General features: G+C 71.5%; 13 protein-coding genes. 7 read left to right on the top strand and 6 right to left on the bottom strand.

The window, feature by feature from the left end; all coding sequences use genetic code 11:
* Positions 1 to 11: 11 nt before the first annotated feature.
* A complete protein-coding gene (locus tag ACIGO6_RS02910; protein ID WP_399870369.1) occupies positions 12 to 1,205 on the bottom strand; it encodes an MAB_1171c family putative transporter in 1,194 nt (397 codons plus the stop codon).
* Positions 1,202 to 1,756 carry a toxin gene (locus tag ACIGO6_RS02915; RefSeq protein WP_399870371.1) on the bottom strand — a complete coding sequence of 185 codons (555 nt, stop codon included), beginning with the start codon at positions 1,754 to 1,756 and terminating at the stop codon, positions 1,202 to 1,204. The genes ACIGO6_RS02910 and ACIGO6_RS02915 overlap by 4 nt, the downstream gene beginning before the upstream one ends.
* Positions 1,757 to 1,993: 237 nt before the next feature.
* On the opposite strand from ACIGO6_RS02915, the gene ACIGO6_RS02920 reads away from it, so the two are divergent.
* Genes ACIGO6_RS02920 through ACIGO6_RS02935 form a run of 4 tightly spaced genes read left to right on the top strand, consistent with a single transcriptional unit; the run spans position 1,994 to position 6,674 of the window.
* Positions 1,994 to 3,343, top strand: coding sequence for an extracellular solute-binding protein (locus ACIGO6_RS02920; RefSeq protein WP_399870374.1), 1,350 nt, complete (start codon positions 1,994 to 1,996; stop codon positions 3,341 to 3,343).
* Complete coding sequence (locus tag ACIGO6_RS02925) at positions 3,340 to 4,281, top strand: carbohydrate ABC transporter permease (protein ID WP_399870377.1); 942 nt, start codon at positions 3,340 to 3,342, stop codon at positions 4,279 to 4,281. The genes ACIGO6_RS02920 and ACIGO6_RS02925 overlap by 4 nt, the downstream gene beginning before the upstream one ends.
* Positions 4,278 to 5,141, top strand: a complete 864-nt coding sequence (locus tag ACIGO6_RS02930) for a carbohydrate ABC transporter permease (RefSeq protein ID WP_399870380.1) — start codon at positions 4,278 to 4,280, stop codon at positions 5,139 to 5,141. Before ACIGO6_RS02925 ends, ACIGO6_RS02930 begins: the two co-directional genes overlap by 4 nt.
* A 27-nt stretch (positions 5,142 to 5,168) precedes the next feature.
* On the top strand, positions 5,169 to 6,674 hold the full coding sequence (locus tag ACIGO6_RS02935; protein ID WP_399870383.1) for an alpha-N-arabinofuranosidase: 1,506 nt from the start codon (positions 5,169 to 5,171) through the stop codon (positions 6,672 to 6,674).
* Positions 6,675 to 6,707: 33 nt separating this feature from the next.
* On the opposite strand, the gene ACIGO6_RS02940 is transcribed toward ACIGO6_RS02935, so the two are convergent.
* A complete protein-coding gene (locus ACIGO6_RS02940; RefSeq protein ID WP_399870386.1) occupies positions 6,708 to 9,479 on the bottom strand; it encodes a beta-galactosidase in 2,772 nt (923 codons plus the stop codon).
* Positions 9,480 to 9,599: 120 nt separating this feature from the next.
* Here ACIGO6_RS02940 and ACIGO6_RS02945 point away from each other — a divergent pair, with 120 nt between their 5' ends.
* Complete coding sequence (locus tag ACIGO6_RS02945) at positions 9,600 to 10,058, top strand: RrF2 family transcriptional regulator (RefSeq protein WP_399870388.1); 459 nt, start codon at positions 9,600 to 9,602, stop codon at positions 10,056 to 10,058.
* Positions 10,059 to 10,221: 163 nt separating this feature from the next.
* Positions 10,222 to 10,875 (top strand): DUF4360 domain-containing protein, encoded by a 654-nt coding sequence (locus ACIGO6_RS02950; RefSeq protein WP_399870391.1) that lies wholly within the window; start codon positions 10,222 to 10,224, stop codon positions 10,873 to 10,875.
* 191 nt (positions 10,876 to 11,066) lie between these two features.
* Here the strand turns inward: ACIGO6_RS02950 and ACIGO6_RS02955 are convergent, their stop codons facing one another.
* Positions 11,067 to 12,632: a substrate-binding domain-containing protein gene (locus ACIGO6_RS02955; RefSeq protein WP_399870394.1), complete on the bottom strand. Its 1,566-nt coding sequence runs from the start codon at positions 12,630 to 12,632 to the stop codon at positions 11,067 to 11,069.
* Between the two features lie 250 nt (positions 12,633 to 12,882).
* Here ACIGO6_RS02955 and ACIGO6_RS02960 point away from each other — a divergent pair, with 250 nt between their 5' ends.
* Complete coding sequence (locus ACIGO6_RS02960) at positions 12,883 to 13,854, top strand: arabinan endo-1,5-alpha-L-arabinosidase (protein ID WP_399870397.1); 972 nt, start codon at positions 12,883 to 12,885, stop codon at positions 13,852 to 13,854.
* Between the two features lie 3 nt (positions 13,855 to 13,857).
* Here ACIGO6_RS02960 and ACIGO6_RS02965 read toward each other — a convergent pair whose 3' ends face one another.
* Together ACIGO6_RS02965 and ACIGO6_RS02970 are read right to left on the bottom strand one after the other, a co-directional pair.
* A complete protein-coding gene (locus ACIGO6_RS02965; protein WP_399870400.1) occupies positions 13,858 to 15,081 on the bottom strand; it encodes a helix-turn-helix domain-containing protein in 1,224 nt (407 codons plus the stop codon).
* A 185-nt stretch (positions 15,082 to 15,266) separates the two neighbouring features.
* Entirely contained in the window at positions 15,267 to 16,208 is a 942-nt protein-coding gene (locus ACIGO6_RS02970) for a hypothetical protein (RefSeq protein ID WP_399870403.1), read from the bottom strand.
* Positions 16,209 to 16,223: the final 15 nt, after the last annotated feature.

The following is a 16,223-nucleotide window of genomic DNA, read 5'->3' on the forward strand; positions in this document are numbered from 1 at the left end:
CGGGGCCCGGTTCACGCCGCCCCCGCCTTCGTCGTTCCGCTCGGCACGGCGGCGGCCGACGGTCCGGCCGGCACCGGTGCGGCTCCGGCCAGCACGTCCGCGATCCGGCCGAGGACGGCCGGGCCCGGCACCCGGTCGCGGAGGCGGCCGGTGCCGTCGGGCGGCGCGTACTGCCCCCGTCCGGCCGCCTCGTGCCGTACCGCGGCGGTGATCACCGCAGCCCAGGCGGCGGCCTCGGCCGGCTCCGGCTCGCCCGTGGCGGCCAGCACATCGGCACGGGTCCGGTCGTACACCTCCCGGTCGAAGTAGGCGTCCAGGTGGCTCAGCGCGTTGTGGATGCTGGTCTGGCGCCACATCAGCCGGGTGGTGGGGGAGGCGAACCGGGGCCGGGGCAGCCGCAGCGCCCGGCGGGTGAGCAGGTCGTCCAGTGCCCGCTCCAGGGGTGCGAGCCGGGCGTACGTCCGCCGGGCCCGCCGCCACTCGGTCGCCCGGGGCGCCACCAGCGGGACCAGCACTCCGACGACCGTCAGCAGGGCGCCGAGGCCGGCGGCGGCCGGGGAGAGGGTGGTGCCGAGCGCCGACCAGTCGCGCCCGGACCAGCGGGCGCCCACCGCGACCAGCTTGGCCACGCTGTAACCGGCGCCGCACAGCGAACCGGCCCCGATCAGCGTCAGCGCCGCCCGCAGCCCGCCCCGCACCCGGCGCGCCCAGCGCAGCGCCGAGACGGTGGTGACGGTCGCCGCGGTGAGGTGCGCGACCAGGTAGAGCACGATCATCTGGGCGAGGAACGGGGTCGTCGCGTAGTAGGTGTCCAGGTCGGTGCGGCGCTCCACGGGCGCGTCGCCCAGGGCGAAGGTCACCGCGATGCCGACGAGCACGACGGCGTAGGCGAGCGTCCAGCGGCGGGCCGTGCGGCGCACCCGGGGTCCTCCGCGCCAGTGGACGACGAGGAGCTGGGAGGCGGCGCAGTACCCGGTGATCGCCGCGTAGGTGAGCGGGGCGGCGAGGTTCGGCACCCCGCTCAGCCGGTTGACGGCGCCGACCGTCGGCGGCGCCCCGAGCAGGAAGCAGAGCCCGGCCAGTCCCAGCACCGCGCAGATGGCCCGCAGATACGGATCGCGGCGGTGCCGCAGCAGGTCGGGGGCCTTCACCACCAGGCCGAGCCACAGCACCCCGCAGCTGACGTAGTTGATCAGGCCGTTCACCGCTTCGTCCCGCGGTAGTTGAGCGCGGCCCCGATGCGTCCGGCGAGGTCCTGCGGGTCGTCCGGATCGCCGCCCCGCGCGGCGAACACCGAGTCGGTGGACGCCTCCAGCCAGGTGCGCAGCCTGCGGCCCATCAGCATGCCGAAGCGGTCCGCCTCCTGCTCCTCGGCCAGGGAGAAGTCGGTGCGCGCGGCGACGGGCCGGGGCCGACCGCCGGCGGCCGCGGTGTCGACCGCGGTGTCGACCGCGGTGTCGGCCTCCGCCCGGCGGCGGTTCATGTGCCACACCTCGTGGCAGAGGATCACGATCTGGTGCCACACGGCGGCCCGTTCGTCCACCACCACGTCGTCGTGGCTCTCGCGCTCCAGCCACAGTCCGCTCGCGGTGTGCGGCGGGAACGCGGCCCGGTGGACGACGACGTCGCGGCCCCGCCACGCGCTGACGGAGGCGACGAGCGCCTCGAACAGGACCTCGGGATCGGCCGGGACCGGCACCCGGATGGGGTCGATGAGGGCGTCAGCGAGACGACGCATCTCCTTCCTGGTACGCACCGCTGTCTCCCTGCTTCCCGGGGTGTCGTTCGGTCACCCGTGCAATATGCCAAGACGGGTGCCGTCCGGGCCAGTTCCGCGTGCGGTCGTGACGTGGGTTCCCCGGGAAACGAGCACGGCGACGCTCACAGCCGCTCGAAAGTCCTGCGCAAACCATTGACGTCGAAGCGCTTCGAACCTACCGTCCCGTTCGAAGTTACGGGCAGCAGCCGAAATATCGAACAGTAAGGGCAGGGCATGGGACGACCTGGCCTGAACCGCAGGCAACTACTCGCCGGACTGGGCGGGTTGACGGTCGCCGGAAGCTTCGGCTTCGCGGCGCTCGGAACCGGCGCCGACGCACTCGCCTCCGGAGCGGACACCCGCGTGCGCTACTGGAACCTCTTCAGTGGCGGCGACGGCTACAACATGATCGCGATGCTGGACTCCTTCCGTAGGGACAACCCCGGCATCGACGTGAAGGACTCCACCCTCCAGTGGGGCAGCCCCTTCTACACCAAGCTCGCCATGGCGGCGGCCGGCAACCGCGCGCCGGACCTCGGCGTCATGCACCTGGGCCGCGTCACCGGCTTCTCGCCCGGCCGCCTCCTGGACCCGTGGGACGTCGGCCTCCTCGCCAAGTACGGCGTCCAGGAGAAGGACTTCAACCCCGAGCTGTGGAAGCGCGCCGTCATCGACGGCAAGCTCTACGCCCTCCCGCTCGACATCCACGTCCAGCTCTGCTTCTACCGCAAGGACGTGCTGAAGAAGGCGGGGCTGCTCGGGAGCGACGGCCGGATGGTCCCGGTGACCTCCACCGAGGAGTGGTTCGACGTCCTGAAGGAGGCCAAGAAGGCCACCAAGAAGGGACTGCAGACCCTCGGCCTGCACGTCAACGACCTCAACGTCCAGTGGTGGATGTTCGTCGCCTTCTACACCCAGCTCGGCGGCACCTGGTTCGACGCGGCCAACACCGAGGTCACCTTCGACACCGGCAAGGCCACCGAGGTCCTGGAGTTCCTGCGCCGGCACATCACCGACGGCTACTCCATCTCCGGGGCCGCCGACGCCGAACAGTTCGTCAACGGCGCCCCCTTCACCTGGGAGGGCAACTGGTCGGTGCCGGTCTTCGACACCGCCGAGCTGGACTACGGCGCCACCCCGCTGCCGCCCGTCTTCGGCACACAGGCCACCCACGCCGAGTCCCACGCCTTCGTCCTGCCGCACCAGTCCGGCCGCGGCGGCGCCACCAACGACGCCGCCCACCGGCTCGCCGCCTACGTCGTGCGGCACGCCCAGCAGTGGGCCGGCGGCGGACACATCCCCGCGTACACGCCGACCCTGTCCTCGGCCGCGTACCAAAAGCTCCAGCCGCAGAGCGAGTACGTCTCCGCCATGGACCACCAGGCCACCGAGCCGAAGGTGTGGTTCGCGGGCTCGACCGGACTGCTCGCCCAGCGTCTCGGGCCCGTCGTGATGAGTTCGACCGCCGGATCCGCGGGGCCGGCGGCCGTCGCCCGCCGGATGAAGGGCGTGCTCACCGAACTGCTCGCCATGAAGAACCCGATGGACGGCCGCACCGCCGCACAGGGAGGTGCGGTCGCATGACGACGACCAGCGCTGAAACGATCATCCGCCCGGCGCGCGCGAAGACCGCCGCGGACAGCGCCACCGTCCGGCGCAGGCAGGGCTTCCAGCACGGCGGCTGGTTCGTCGCCCCCTTCCTCGCCCTGTTCGCGGTCTTCATCGTCTGGCCGCTGCTGCGCGGCCTCTACCTCAGCTTCACCGACGCCAACATCTCCGGCGAGGGCGCGAGCTTCGTCGGCCTCGACAACTACCGCGAGGCCCTCCAGGACCCCCTGATGTGGGACTCGCTCGGCCACAGCGCGTACTTCACGCTGCTCGTCGTGCCCTGCATCACCGTCCTCGCCTTCTTCCTGGCGATGCTCGCCCACCACATCGAGCGCGGCAAGTGGCTGTGGCGGCTCTGCTTCTTCCTGCCGTTCCTGCTGCCGTCCACCGTCGCCGCCAACCTGTGGCAGTGGCTGTTCAACCCCGGCACGGGCATGATCAACCACGTCTTCGGCATCGAGACGCCCTGGCTGAGCGACAAGTCGTACGCGATGCTCGCGGTCGTCATCACCACCCTGTGGTGGACGGTCGGCTTCAGCTTCCTGCTCTACCTCGCCGCACTCCAGGGCATCCCCGCCCACCTCTACGAGGCCGCCAAGCTCGACGGGGCCAACGCCTGGCACCGCATGCTCCACATCACCCTGCCGATGCTGCGCAACATCACCGGCCTCGTCATCGCCCTGCAGATCCTCGCCTCGCTCCAGGTCTTCGACCAGGCCGTCGTGATGCAGGACTTCGGGCCGGGACCGGAGGAATCCACCCGGACCTTCGTGCAGTACACCCTCGAACAGGGCTTCACCACCTACCGCGTGGGCTACGCCTCCGCGATCTCCATCATCTTCTTCGTGATCATCGCGGCCGTCGCCCTCGCGCGGATGTGGCTGCTGCGCAACCGTGAGGAGGGCGGCCGATGACCACCGCCGCAGCGCAGATACGGACCAAGCCCCGCAGGCCCTGGACGCCCGGCCAGATCGTGCTCACCCTCCTCGGCACGGCCGTCTCCGTGGTGTTCCTCGCGCCGCTGGCCTGGGCGCTGTTCACCTCCCTGAAGTCGGAGACCGAGGCCGTCGAGGTGCCGCCGCACTGGCTGCCGAAGGACTGGACCGGCCAGGCCTGGTCGGCCATGTTCGAGAACGGCAACGTCACCAACTGGTTCGTCAACTCCCTGGTCGTGTCGGTGTGCGTGACCACGATCGTGCTGCTGGTGAGCGCACTGGCCGGATACGGCTTCGCCCGCACCGAGTTCCGGGGCAAGGGCGTCCTCATGGGCGTGGTGATGGCCGGCCTCATGATCTCCCCGGCCGTGCTCGGCGTCCCGCTCTTCACGACCGTCCAGCAGATGGGGATGGTCGACACGTACTGGGGCATGATCCTGCCGCAGTGCGCGCCCGCCGCGATGGTCTACATCCTCTACAAGTTCTTCCAGGGCATCCCGCGCGAACTGGAGGAGGCCGCCTTCATCGACGGCGCGGGCCGCTGGCGCGTCTTCTTCACGATCATCGTGCCGCTGTCGCGCCCCTCGCTCGCGGCGGTCGGCATCTTCACCTTCATCAGCTCGTGGAACAACTTCCTGTGGCCCTACATGGTCACCAACAACCCCGACCTGATGACCATGCCGAACGGCATCGCGACCGTCATGAACTCCTACGGCATCCAGTGGGCCCAGCTCATGGCCGGCGGCCTCATGGCCGGACTGCCGCTGATCATCGTCTTCGTCTTCTTCCAGCGCCAGATCGTGGCGGGTGTGGCCCACACGGGCCTCGCCGGTCAGTGACACACCGAGCCCCCTCGAAAGGAAAAGATGCGCACCGCCCGCTTCACCCTCGACCCCGCCTTCACCGTCGGCGACGTCAACCCCCGTCTCTTCGGCTCCTTCGTGGAACACCTCGGCCGCTGCGTGTACACCGGCGTCTTCGAGCCGGACCACCCCACCGCCGACGAGGCGGGCCTGCGCCAGGACGTCCTCGAGCTCGTCCGCGAACTCGGCGTCACCGCCATCCGCTACCCCGGCGGCAACTTCGTCTCCGGCTACAAGTGGGAGGACTCGGTCGGCCCCGTCGAGGACCGCCCGCGCCGCCTCGACCTGGCCTGGCGCTCCACGGAGACCAACCGCTTCGGCCTCTCCGAGTACATCGCCTTCCTCAAGAAGATCGGCCCCCAGGCCGAACCGATGATGGCGGTCAACCTCGGCACCCGCGGCGTCGCCGAGGCCCTCGAACTCCAGGAGTACGCCAACCACCCCTCCGGCACGGCGCTTTCGGACCTGCGCGCCGAGCACGGCGACAAGGACCCCTTCGGCATCAGGCTCTGGTGCCTCGGCAACGAGATGGACGGCCCCTGGCAGACCGGCCACAAGACCGCCGAGGAGTACGGCCGCGTCGCCGCCGAGACCGCCCGCGCCATGCGCCAGATCGACCCGGGCCTCGAACTCGTCGCCTGCGGATCGTCCGGCCAGTCCATGGAGACCTTCGCCGAATGGGAGGCGACGGTCCTCAAGGAGACGTACGACCTGGTCGACTACATCTCCCTGCACGCCTACTACGAGCCGCTCGACGGCGACGTCGACTCCTTCCTCGCCTCCGCCGTGGACATGGAGTCGTTCATCGAGAACGTCGTCGCCACCTGCGACCACATCGGCGCCCGCCTCAAGTCCAAGAAGAGGATCAACCTCTCCTTCGACGAGTGGAACGTCTGGTACCTGTCCCGGACCGACGCCGAGGTCAGCGCCCTGGACTGGCCCGAGGCCCCGCGCCTGCTGGAGGACAACTACAGCGTCACCGACGCGGTCGTCTTCGGCTCGCTCCTGATCGCCCTGCTGCGGCACGCCGACCGCGTCACCGTCGCCTGCCTCGCCCAGCTCGTCAACGTCATCGCGCCGATCATGACCGAGCCGGGCGGCCCGGCCTGGCGCCAGACGACGTTCTTCCCCTTCGCCCAGGCCTCGAAGTACGGCCGCGGCGAGGTCCTCGACGTCCGGGTGGACTCCCCGACGTACGAGACGAAGAAGTACGGCGAGGCCGACCTGCTGCACGCCACCGCCGTGCGCGCCGAGGACGGCTCGGTCACCGTCTTCGCCGTCAACCGCTCCCGCACCGAGTCGCTGCCGCTCGACGTCGCCCTGAACGGCCTGGACCTGACCGAGGTCGTCGAGCACAGCGCCCTCGCGGACGCCGACCCGGACGCCCGCAACACGCTCGCCGAGCCCGAGCGGGTCGTCCCGCACCCGGTCGAGGGCACGGCCCTGAGGGACGGCGGGCTGAGCGCCGTCCTGGAGCCGCTGTCCTGGAACGTGATCCGGCTGCGCTGAGGCGGGCTCGGGTGCGCGGCGGCGCCGGCCGGGTCAGGTGCGGCGCCGGCCGGGGGAGGGGACCGGGTCGACCGGCACTCCTCCGGCCGCGCTGCCCAGCAGCTTCAGCCGTACCGTCCCGGGCCCCGACGCCGTGTCGCCGCCGGACAGGACCGCGAGGGCCAGGGTGTTGGCGGCGGCGCGGGTGCGCAGGATGCCGTTCGGCAGGACGAAGGTGTGGGGCGCGCCGGCGCCGCCGCTCACGTACTCGCCCATGTTCCAGCCGTTCAGGAAGACCTGGACGCGACAGTCGCGGTCCGTGTCGTCGCCGAGGAGGAGGCCGACCGAGGCGTCGACGTCCGGCGGGACGTCCAGCCGGAAGGTGGTCCGGTACCAGGTCACGCCCTGGCGCCGGTCCTCGCGGGGGAAGTCCGCCTGGGAAACAGTCTCCCAGCCGCTGTCCTCGTAACCGGGCAGATGCCAGCCGTGCCGCTCCCCGTACAGCCCGCCGTTGTTGAGCGGGCCCCGCACCGGGTCCGGCGCGGCCGCTCCCCGGATCCGCCAGCGCACGTCCGGCGAGGCGCCCTCGAAGGCGACCGAGGTCAGCCCGCGGGCCGCCTTGTACGCGTCCTGGCTGTGCTGCGTGCGCCGGACCAGGACGGACAGGACGGAGGGGTTCCCGGGTTCGGTCCGCTCCCGCAGCGCGTCGCGCAGCGCCTGAGGCAGCCGGAAGACGGGCGTGGCCGTCCAGGTCCCCCTGCTGTCGTCCTCGTCCTCGTCCTCGCGGCCCATCTGTTGCGTGCCCAGCGGCTCCCCGTCCAGCCAGGCCATCAGCAGCCCCCGCGCGCCCGTGCCGTAGGTCAGGGACACGGACTCCAGGCCCGCCGCGCCGGTGAGCCGGCCCCGGTACCAGACGTCGCCGTAGTGGTAGCCGTAGTCGTCGGCGAAGAGGACGGGCTGCCCGTCGGGCACGGGGGTCGCGCCGGTGGTCGTCCGCCGGTCGGCGACCGTCCACCCCGAGTCGCCGTAGTCGGGCCGGGACTCCGGGTTCTCGGTGCGGCGCCGCCAGCCGGCCGGCGCGGGGAGTTCCACTTCGGGCACGCCGGGCAGCGGCCAGACGGTCATCACGCTCTGGGCGCGGCCGAAGGACGCCTGCACCGCCTTGCCGTTCCAGGTGACGTGGGTGATGCCGCGCGGCGCCCACACCTCCAGCTCGCGCTCCTCGACGGTGTCACCGGTCAGCCGGATCGTGGCGCCGTCCAGGGCGACGTCGCGCAGCAGCTCCGGGCCGCGCACGAGGACCCGGCCCGACGGGGTCTCGTACGGCCACAGCCGCAGGGAGGCGGCGTCGTCGGCGATGAGCAGCAGCAGGGTGCGCTCGGACTCGCCGCTGCGGATCCGGACGCGGGTGAGCCGGTCCTCGGCGAGCGGCACCGTCACGTGCAGTCTGCCGTGGTCGTACGCCCAGGCTGCCTCCTCGTCCAGCCGGGTCGGCCACGGCTCGTCGGGGCAGTCCAGCACCACGTGCGCCATCTCGCCGGCCCGGCCCACGAAGGCGGCGATGTCCAGCCGCCCCACGCTCAGGGACATCATGGGCTGCACGGTGGCGTACGCCAGCCTGCGCCCCGATCCCAGGTGGAGCCCGGTGGCGAGCAGTTTGGCGTCCCGGGCGGGGACGGTGACCTCCACGTCGGTGCCGCCCATCGGCAGCGTCGAGGAGACGTCCGTGGCGGAGTCGTTGCGCAGGACGTAGGCATGGGTGCCGGTGTCCGGGTTGGTCAGGTGCCGCACCTGGACCCGGGCGTCCGCGGCCCTGACCTCCGGCGCCTCCTCCAGCCGGGCGAAGTCGGGGACGTGCCGCAGGAGGTGCCCGAGCTGGTGGAGCGGGGCGAGCTTGGCCGTCGGCCTGCGGGCCTCGTCGATCGGCGCGGTGGGGTCGTAGGTGGGCGTGGGGTGGGACGGGGCGGGCAGCCAGCCCCAGGAGGTGCCGCCGAACGCCGTACGGACGTTGTGCAGCGTGACGCCGTCCGCGAGGTGCGCGAAATGGACCCGCCGGGCTTCGGCGGCGTCCCGGGTGCGCTCCCCCTCCCCCCAGGCGAGGGGGGTGTCGGCGTGCAGCAGTGGTACGTCGATGCCGTCGGCGCGGATCTTCTCGTGCAGGTGGGCCAGGTCGGCGCGGCGCGGGGCGTCGACCCGGTAGAGCAGCACCGTGCCGGTGCCGCGTGTGAACTGGTGCCGGGCGGCGATGGCATTGACGCGGGTCAGCCACTCGTCGGCGTGGCGCAGATACGCCGGGTCGGTGGTCCTGGCCCGGCCCTCGGCCGCCGTCAGCCAGCCGGGGAGCCCGCCCGCGTCGACGTCGGCGCCGATGTACGGGCCGGGGTGGAGGACGACGTACAGCCGGCTCTCGGCGGCCGTGCGCAGGAAGAGGTCCAGGTCGCGGACGCCGGTGAAGTCGTACGCGCCGGGGGCGGGGGAGTGCTGGTTCCAGGCGAGACGGACGGTGACCGCGTTGTGGCCGTACGCGCGCATCTTCTGCAGCACGTCCCGCCACAGGGACGGGCTCGGCAGCCGGAAGGGGTGCATCTCACCGGACCACAGCGCCAGACGTCTGCCGTCGACCAGCAGGGAGTACCGGTCCAGGGCGACCCGGTGGCGCAGCCCGTCGGCGTCGGGGGGCCCGGGGGGCGGCCCGGTGGGTACGGGGCCGGGACCGCCGGAGCCGGGCAGCGCCTGACTGCTCACGCTGCCGCCCAGCGCGAGACCGAGGACGGTGGTGCCCGCGAGGGCGCTGAACGCTCGTCTGCCGAGCCTGCTGAGCTCCAAGGGAGCCTCTCCTGTTGCCTGTACTTCTGGTGCCTGTACTTCCGGTCCGGGCGGCCTCCGGCGCCTGCGCGGGACCGCCTGTGCCGGGTCATTGTCCCAGCGGACCGCACAATGGTCGGTATGAGGATCTCGGCGCGTGCGGACTACGCGGTACGGGCGGTACTGGAACTGGCCGTCCGGCAGGGCGATGCCCCGGTCAAGGCGGAGGACGTGGCCGCCGCCCAGGACATTCCGCACAAATTTCTGGAGGGGATCCTCGGGGACCTCCGGCGTGGCGGCGTCGTCGCGAGCCGGCGCGGCGGAGGCGGCGGCTACCGGCTCGCGCGCGAGGCGTCGGCGATCACGGTGGCGGACGTGATCCGGGCGGTGGACGGCCCGATCGTCTCGGTGCGCGGGGAGCGGCCGACGGGGCTGGTGTACACGGGCACGGCGGGCCCCCTGCTGCCGCTGTGGGTGGCGCTGCGGGCCAATGTGCGGCGGATCCTGGAGGGCGTGACGATCGCGGACCTCGCGGCGGACGCGCTGCCGGACCCCGTACGGGCGCTGGCGGCGGAACCGGCGGCTTGGGAGAACCCGTAGAAGGGGCCGGGACCGGGCCCGTGTGAATGGCCGGAGTGCCCTCTGTTCGGGCCCCGCCGGGGTGCATACGATGCGACCGCCCTGTGGATGACATGTGCACAACATTCTCCATGGCGCGCACATTCAACAACATCCACCCCCCACCGACCGGGATGGGAGACCCATGGCCACCGGCCTGCTCCTGAGCGGCACGATCGCCGCGCTCCTCACCTCCGCGCTGCCCGCGCAGCACCAGCCCTCCGGCGGGTTCGAGGACCCGCCGCCGGACAAGATCGTGATCGACGTCGCCACGGTGAACGGCTCCGGCTGTCCGCAGGGCACGGCGGCGGTCGCCGTCTCCGAGGACAACACCGCCTTCACCGTCACCTACAGCGACTACCTCGCCCAGGCGGGCGGCGACTCCGCCCCCACGGACTTCCGCAAGAACTGCCAGCTCAACCTGCTCGTCCACGTCCCCCAGGGCTTCACGTACGCCGTCGCCAGTGCGGACTACCGCGGCTTCGCCGCCCTCCAGCCCGGCGCCAAGGGCACCCAGCGGGCCTCGTACTACTTCCAGGGCTCCCCGAACACGGAGTACCGCTCCCATCCCTTCAGCGGCCCCTACGACGACAACTGGCAGGCCACGGACAGCACCGACTGGGCCCAACTGGTCTGGGCGCCCTGCGGAGTCCAGCGCAACTTCAACATCAACACGGAGCTGCGGGTGAGCACGGGGACGTCCGACCCCGCCGAGGTGAGCTTCATGACGATGGACTCGACGGACGGGGACATCAGCACGGTGTACCACCTGGCGTGGAAGGAGTGCCCGAAGTCCTGACCGCCGGTCGCCGGGCGCCGGGCGACCGGCGCCCGGTCCGGGACGGCAAGGTGGGCGTCCGTCACCCCGGGCGTTCGAAGGCGTGGGCGCCGCCGAGCGGTTCGGGTGCTCGGTCATGACAAGGACGGGCCGAGGCCGGCCTCGTGGGCCGCCGGCAGGAACCTCTCACCGACCCGGCCCGGGGGGAGCGGTCAGGAGCCGCTCGGGCGGCACAGCAGGGGCTTGTCCAGTTCTGTGCAGGGGCGGTGGCCCTCGGCGCGGATGATGTCCTTGCCGACCTCGTGGGCGAGGTAGCGCAGGAAGCCCGCGGCGATCGAGTCGGCCGGCGGTTCGCCGTAGGTGTAGGCGATCTCCGTCTGCCAGTACGGGTAGGCGCCCTCGTCGGCGCCCTCCAGGGTCGCCGGGTAGCCGTCGATGCGGACCGCCCGGACGTCGGCGCGGGCGGTGGCGGCGCCGACCTCGCTGTGGCCGAGGGCGCCGGGGACCGAGGCCACGGTGTCCAGCAGGGTGGGGGTGTCACCGACCTCGCACCGGCCCGGCGTCTTCGTGTCCAGGCTCTTGCAGTCGTTGGCCGTGGTCGCGAGCAGCGGCTCGCCGTCCAGGACCTGTTCCTGGAGCGTGGTGCGGGTGCCGGAGCCCGGATTGCGGCTGACGAGCTGGATGGGCAGGTCGTTGCCCTTCACCTGGTTCCAGTTGGTGATCTCTCCCGCGTAGATGCGCCTGACCTGCTCCAGCGACAGGTCCCGGACCCCGGCGTCCTGGTCGACCACCAGAGTGAACAGGGACAGGGCGACCGGTCTGGGCAGCAACTGCGGACGGCCGTCTGACTTGGGGCCGTCGCTGAACGCCAGCCGGTCTCCCAGGCCCTGCCCCTCCTTCGGCGCGGCCTTCTCGCCGGCCGAGGCGAGGGCGTCCAGGCCGGGGACACTGCCCTTGAAGGAGTTGTCGGTGAGCGGGATGCGGGCGCCGGTGCAGGTCTTCACGTACTGCTCGGCGGCACGCTCCAGCACCGGCCGGAACGCGGTGGAACCGGTCAGGTGCAGTGTCCCCTCGGCGCAGTCCAGCGGCGCGGCCCGGGTGTCGTCGTCCCGGACGAAGGTGGACACCGACTGGGCCGTGCTCACCAGCACCAGCAGGGCGAGCAGCCAGCGGACCGGGCGGGAGGCGAAGGGGTAGTACTCGGTCTTCTTGATGGTCCCGCCGCGCACCCCTCCGACGACGCCCGCGGTGATCTCCGGGCCGGGGAGGTCGTCCCCGGTGGTGCCGGGGAGGCGGTCCAGGACCGCCAGCACCTTGTAGTGCGCACAGCGGTTGAGCTTCACCTTGGGCAGGGTGATGACACCGTCCGTGGCCCCGAGGCCCGGGGTTCCCGGTTCGAAGAAGTCGCGCAGCGCGGTGTGGCTGCACTCCGTCACGACCATGCCGACCACGCGGCGGCCCGGGAACGCCGCGCGTATGCCCACCGGGTCGTCGACGCGGGCGACGTAGTCCTCCTCGACGATCGGGGACCAGCCGACGTTCTCGATGCGCAGCAGGACGACCGACGGGTCGTCCAGGTCGACGCCGTCCCATTGCATGCGCCGGAGCACCCGGGCCTCCGGTCCGGTGGACGTGCCCGAGTCCCGGGCGCTGGTGTCCATCTGGACGCGGTAGCCGAGCCGTCTGCGACCCGCGAGGAAGAACTCCCACAGGGCGGCGGTCACGGGCACGGCGAGGCCGAGCACGGCGATCACCGATTCCCACGAGACACCGTTCATGACCCGACTCCCGCCACGGAACGCACCTGGATATGGATGGGGAGGCCATGGTGACGGGCCCGGAGCGCACGCAGGAATACCGGTGCTGACCATCCGTCAGTAATTCACCGGTGTGTCACCTGTGGCACGCGGTGTTTTCCGGACGTTGGTTGCCGTTGCTGCGCGAGCCATTGACGTGCAAGGGGTTCGATTCTACGTTCCGTCCGAAGTCCCGAGCGATGTTCGACATACAGAACAGGAGCGTCCCCCCATGAGCCGCAGAAAGCGCACCGCACTCCTCGCCGTCCCCGTCGCCGCCCTGCTCGCCCTCGTCCCCTCCACGGCGTCGGCGTACCCCGACCCCGGCCGGGTCACCGGCTCCGTCGTCACCCACGACCCGACGATGATCCGCACCGCGTCCGGGCAGTACCAGCTCTACGCCACCGGCGGCGGCATCAGCAGCAAGACGTCCGCCGACCGCACCGCCTTCTCCGCCGGCGCGGACGCCTTCGGCTCCCGGCCCGGCTGGTGGTCGCGCTACTCCTCCGTCCCGGAGGCCTGGGCGCCCGACATCTCGTACCACGGCGGCAAGTACCTGATGTACTACTCCGTCTCGTCCTTCGGCTCCAACACCTCCGCCATCGGGCTCGCGGGCTCCACCACCGGCCGGCCGGGCAGCTGGACCGACTACGGCATCGTTTACACCTCGGGTTCGTCCAGCGACTACAACGCCATCGACCCCAACCTCTTCGTCGACGACGACGGCAAGTGGTGGCTGTCCTTCGGCAGCTGGTGGACCGGCATCAAGATGATCCGGATCGACCCGTCCACCGGAAAGCAGCACGCCTCCGACACCGCCCGCCGCTCCCTCGCCTCCCGCCCGACCGGGACCAAGGCCGTCGAGGCGCCCTACATCGTCAAGCGCAACGGGTACTACTACCTCTTCGCCTCGTACGACACCTGCTGCGCCGGCACCAGCTCCACGTACAAGGTCAAGGTCGGCCGGGCGACCAGTGTCACCGGGCCCTACCGCGACCGGAACGGTGTCTCGATGATGGACAACGGCGGGACGCCGGTCCTGGAGTCGCACGGCAGCGTCATCGGCCCGGGCGGGCAGTCGATCATGAACGACGTCGACGGGGACCTGATCGTCTACCACTACTACGACGGCAACGACAACGGCACGCCCAAGCTCGGCATCAACCTCCTGGACTGGAGCAGCGGCTGGCCCGTCGCCTACTGATGCCTACTGACCCCGCTGCTCCGTGCCGTCGTGGCCCCGCAGGTGCAGCGAGCGCAGGGCCACCTCGATGGCGAAGCGGTGGTCGGGGTCGGCGAGGCGGTCGCCCAGGTGGGTGTCCAGCGTCCGCAGGCGGTAGCGGACGGTCTGGGCGTGCACGCCCAGCATCTCGCCGACCTGCTCGGCGGGCGCCCGGGTGGAGACGTGGACCCGCAGGGTCTCAACGAGCCGGTCGCGCCGCCGGGCGGGCAACTCGTCGAGCGGGGCCAGTTCACGGGCCGCGACATGGTCGACGAGAGCGGAGTCGGACAGCAGCCACAGGGTCGTCAGATGATCCTCGCAGTGGATCAGCGGGGTGTCGGGTATGACATCGTCGTCAACGAGCTGGAGCACACGGCGGGCCCAGCGGACGGAGTCGGCGGCCTGCGCGATCGGTACGGTCAGGCCCACCGCGGCGCGGGTGCCGGACAGGGCCGTACCGATCATGTCGAGGCGTTGCGGGGTGAGGTCACCGGGGACGAGCAGGTGCGGCTGCGGTATGTCCAGGTCGGCGAGGACGTCGCCGTCGAGGTTCGCCTGGATGTGGTCCGGCGCCGGAGGGCGCAGGGCGACGAGGAAGCACGACCGGGGCAGCTCCCAGGCGGCGGCCTTGCACAGCTCGGAGACGGTCGTATGGGGCAGCGGGGAGGAGGCCAGGAGTAAGTGCAGTAACTGTCTTCGTAACGCGGCCCCTTCGGAGGCGACCCGCTCCCGCACCTCCACGTACCCCTCGCGGGTGATCGCCTCCAGTTCCTCGACGTAGGCGAAGAGCGCGTCGGCGAAGGCGAGGATGAGCGAGGGGGAGAGGTTGTACTGGCGTCCCAGTGTCTTGGCCCGGCGCAGTGCGATGCGGGCGCCGAGCCGGTAGGCGCCCTGCAGGACCTCCAGGTCACGGCCCTCGTAGGCCTCCACCCGGCCGAATCTGCGCAGCAGTTCGTCCCGCAGCTCCGCGCTTCGGCCGGGGTCGGCCACGCGGTCCACGAAGGCGGTCAGCGCCTGCTCGACACCTTGGCGGATCGCCTCCCCGTCGGGGCCGTTGAGCAGCCGGCCGTAGACCGGGTAGGCGCGGGTGACCTCGGTTCGTATCTCGTTGAGCAGCCCTGGTATCAGCGGTCGCATGAAGGACGCGAACTTCTTGGGGAGCGGGTCGAGCGGTTCACCGAGCACCGACGGACGCGCGATGGAGGGCATGAGTGCTCCCTTGCTCTGCGACATGTCCGGTGGGGGTGGGCCGGCCGGGCCCCGCCCCGGGCGGGCGGAGCCTGGACCGGTCCACTGGGCGTTCACCGGCCTGGCAAGCCGACGGTAGGTCAACTCCGTTGTGTTGTATATCTGTTGGGGAAGAATCGTGTCCCCGTTGTGCGTGCTTGTGGCCCTTACTCGACCGCGGAGTGCCAGTTTTCGGCCAGGATCTCGCCGGCGCGGGGGACCGCGGTCCCGGGTGCGTTGAGGCCGGTGAGGTGGGTCTGCGTGTTGTCGAGGGTCAGGCTGTTGTTCCCGGAGGCGGAGGGCAGTCCGGTCTTCGCGTTGACCGCGGCGTTGATCAGCCCGACGTTCAGGCCGCAGCCGGTGGCGCCGGGGACCGCGAAGGTGCTGTCGTTCTGGGTGGCGCCGGTGAGGTTGACCCGGCTCATCTCGCCGGCCGCGTCCACGGTGCCGTCGCCCTGGAAGAAGGTCATGCCGAACTCGGGGTAGGTGCGATTCTCCGGGCGCAGCACGATCGGGTTGGCGGCCGTTCCGATGTAACAGCGGTCGCCGAGGAGCGGGTTCTCCAGGTGGATGCGGACCGGCAGGGCGACGATGGGCATGTCCGTGAGGACGCCCGCCGTCTGGTCGAAGGCGTAGGGCGCGCCCACGGACTCCATGGTCGCGGTGATCTTGTTGAGGCTGGAGTTCTCCAGCGACTGGCAGAGGCCCGTGATCACCGGTATGGCGCTCGGACACATCAGGCCGAGCAGTCCGCCGGGCACGGAGGCGGGCTCGGCGACCAGCGCGCCGGAGGCCGGGGCGACCACGCTGCTGGTGCCGTCCGCGTTCTGGACGACGCCGATCTGGAGGTTGGTCCTGCCGGTCGTCACGGTGGTGTCGCCCAGCTTGATGGAGCCGCCGGCGGAGGTGGACACCACGCACTGCGGGGTCCTGTCGAACCCGTCGGCGGCCAGCATCGCCGGCGCGTCCACGGGGCAGCGGGTGAAGGGGGCCCACTCGCCGTTCAGGGTGGGCTCGGCGGCGGTCGCGGTGCCCAGGGAGGCGAAGGCGCCCAGCGCGGTCAGCGCGGAGACGGTGGCGAGCCGGGTGCGGGCGGAGATGGGGGGCATGGTGTGGCCTTCCTT

The organism is Streptomyces sp. NPDC053750 (assembly GCF_044544295.1).
Lineage (GTDB): Bacteria > Actinomycetota > Actinomycetes > Streptomycetales > Streptomycetaceae > Streptomyces.

Bases quoted from the DNA above. Each gene is read 5' to 3' on its own strand.
- ACIGO6_RS02920 (WP_399870374.1), top strand. From the start codon at position 1,994: ATGGGACGACCTGGCCTGAACCGCAGGCAACTACTCGCCGGACTGGGC.
- ACIGO6_RS02925 (WP_399870377.1), top strand. From the start codon at position 3,340: ATGACGACGACCAGCGCTGAAACGATCATCCGCCCGGCGCGCGCGAAG.
- ACIGO6_RS02930 (WP_399870380.1), top strand. From the start codon at position 4,278: ATGACCACCGCCGCAGCGCAGATACGGACCAAGCCCCGCAGGCCCTGG.
- ACIGO6_RS02935 (WP_399870383.1), top strand. From the start codon at position 5,169: ATGCGCACCGCCCGCTTCACCCTCGACCCCGCCTTCACCGTCGGCGAC.
- ACIGO6_RS02945 (WP_399870388.1), top strand. From the start codon at position 9,600: ATGAGGATCTCGGCGCGTGCGGACTACGCGGTACGGGCGGTACTGGAA.
- ACIGO6_RS02950 (WP_399870391.1), top strand. From the start codon at position 10,222: ATGGCCACCGGCCTGCTCCTGAGCGGCACGATCGCCGCGCTCCTCACC.
- ACIGO6_RS02955 (WP_399870394.1), bottom strand. From the start codon at position 12,632: ATGAACGGTGTCTCGTGGGAATCGGTGATCGCCGTGCTCGGCCTCGCC.
- ACIGO6_RS02960 (WP_399870397.1), top strand. From the start codon at position 12,883: ATGAGCCGCAGAAAGCGCACCGCACTCCTCGCCGTCCCCGTCGCCGCC.
- ACIGO6_RS02965 (WP_399870400.1), bottom strand. From the start codon at position 15,081: ATGCCCTCCATCGCGCGTCCGTCGGTGCTCGGTGAACCGCTCGACCCG.
- ACIGO6_RS02970 (WP_399870403.1), bottom strand. From the start codon at position 16,208: ATGCCCCCCATCTCCGCCCGCACCCGGCTCGCCACCGTCTCCGCGCTG.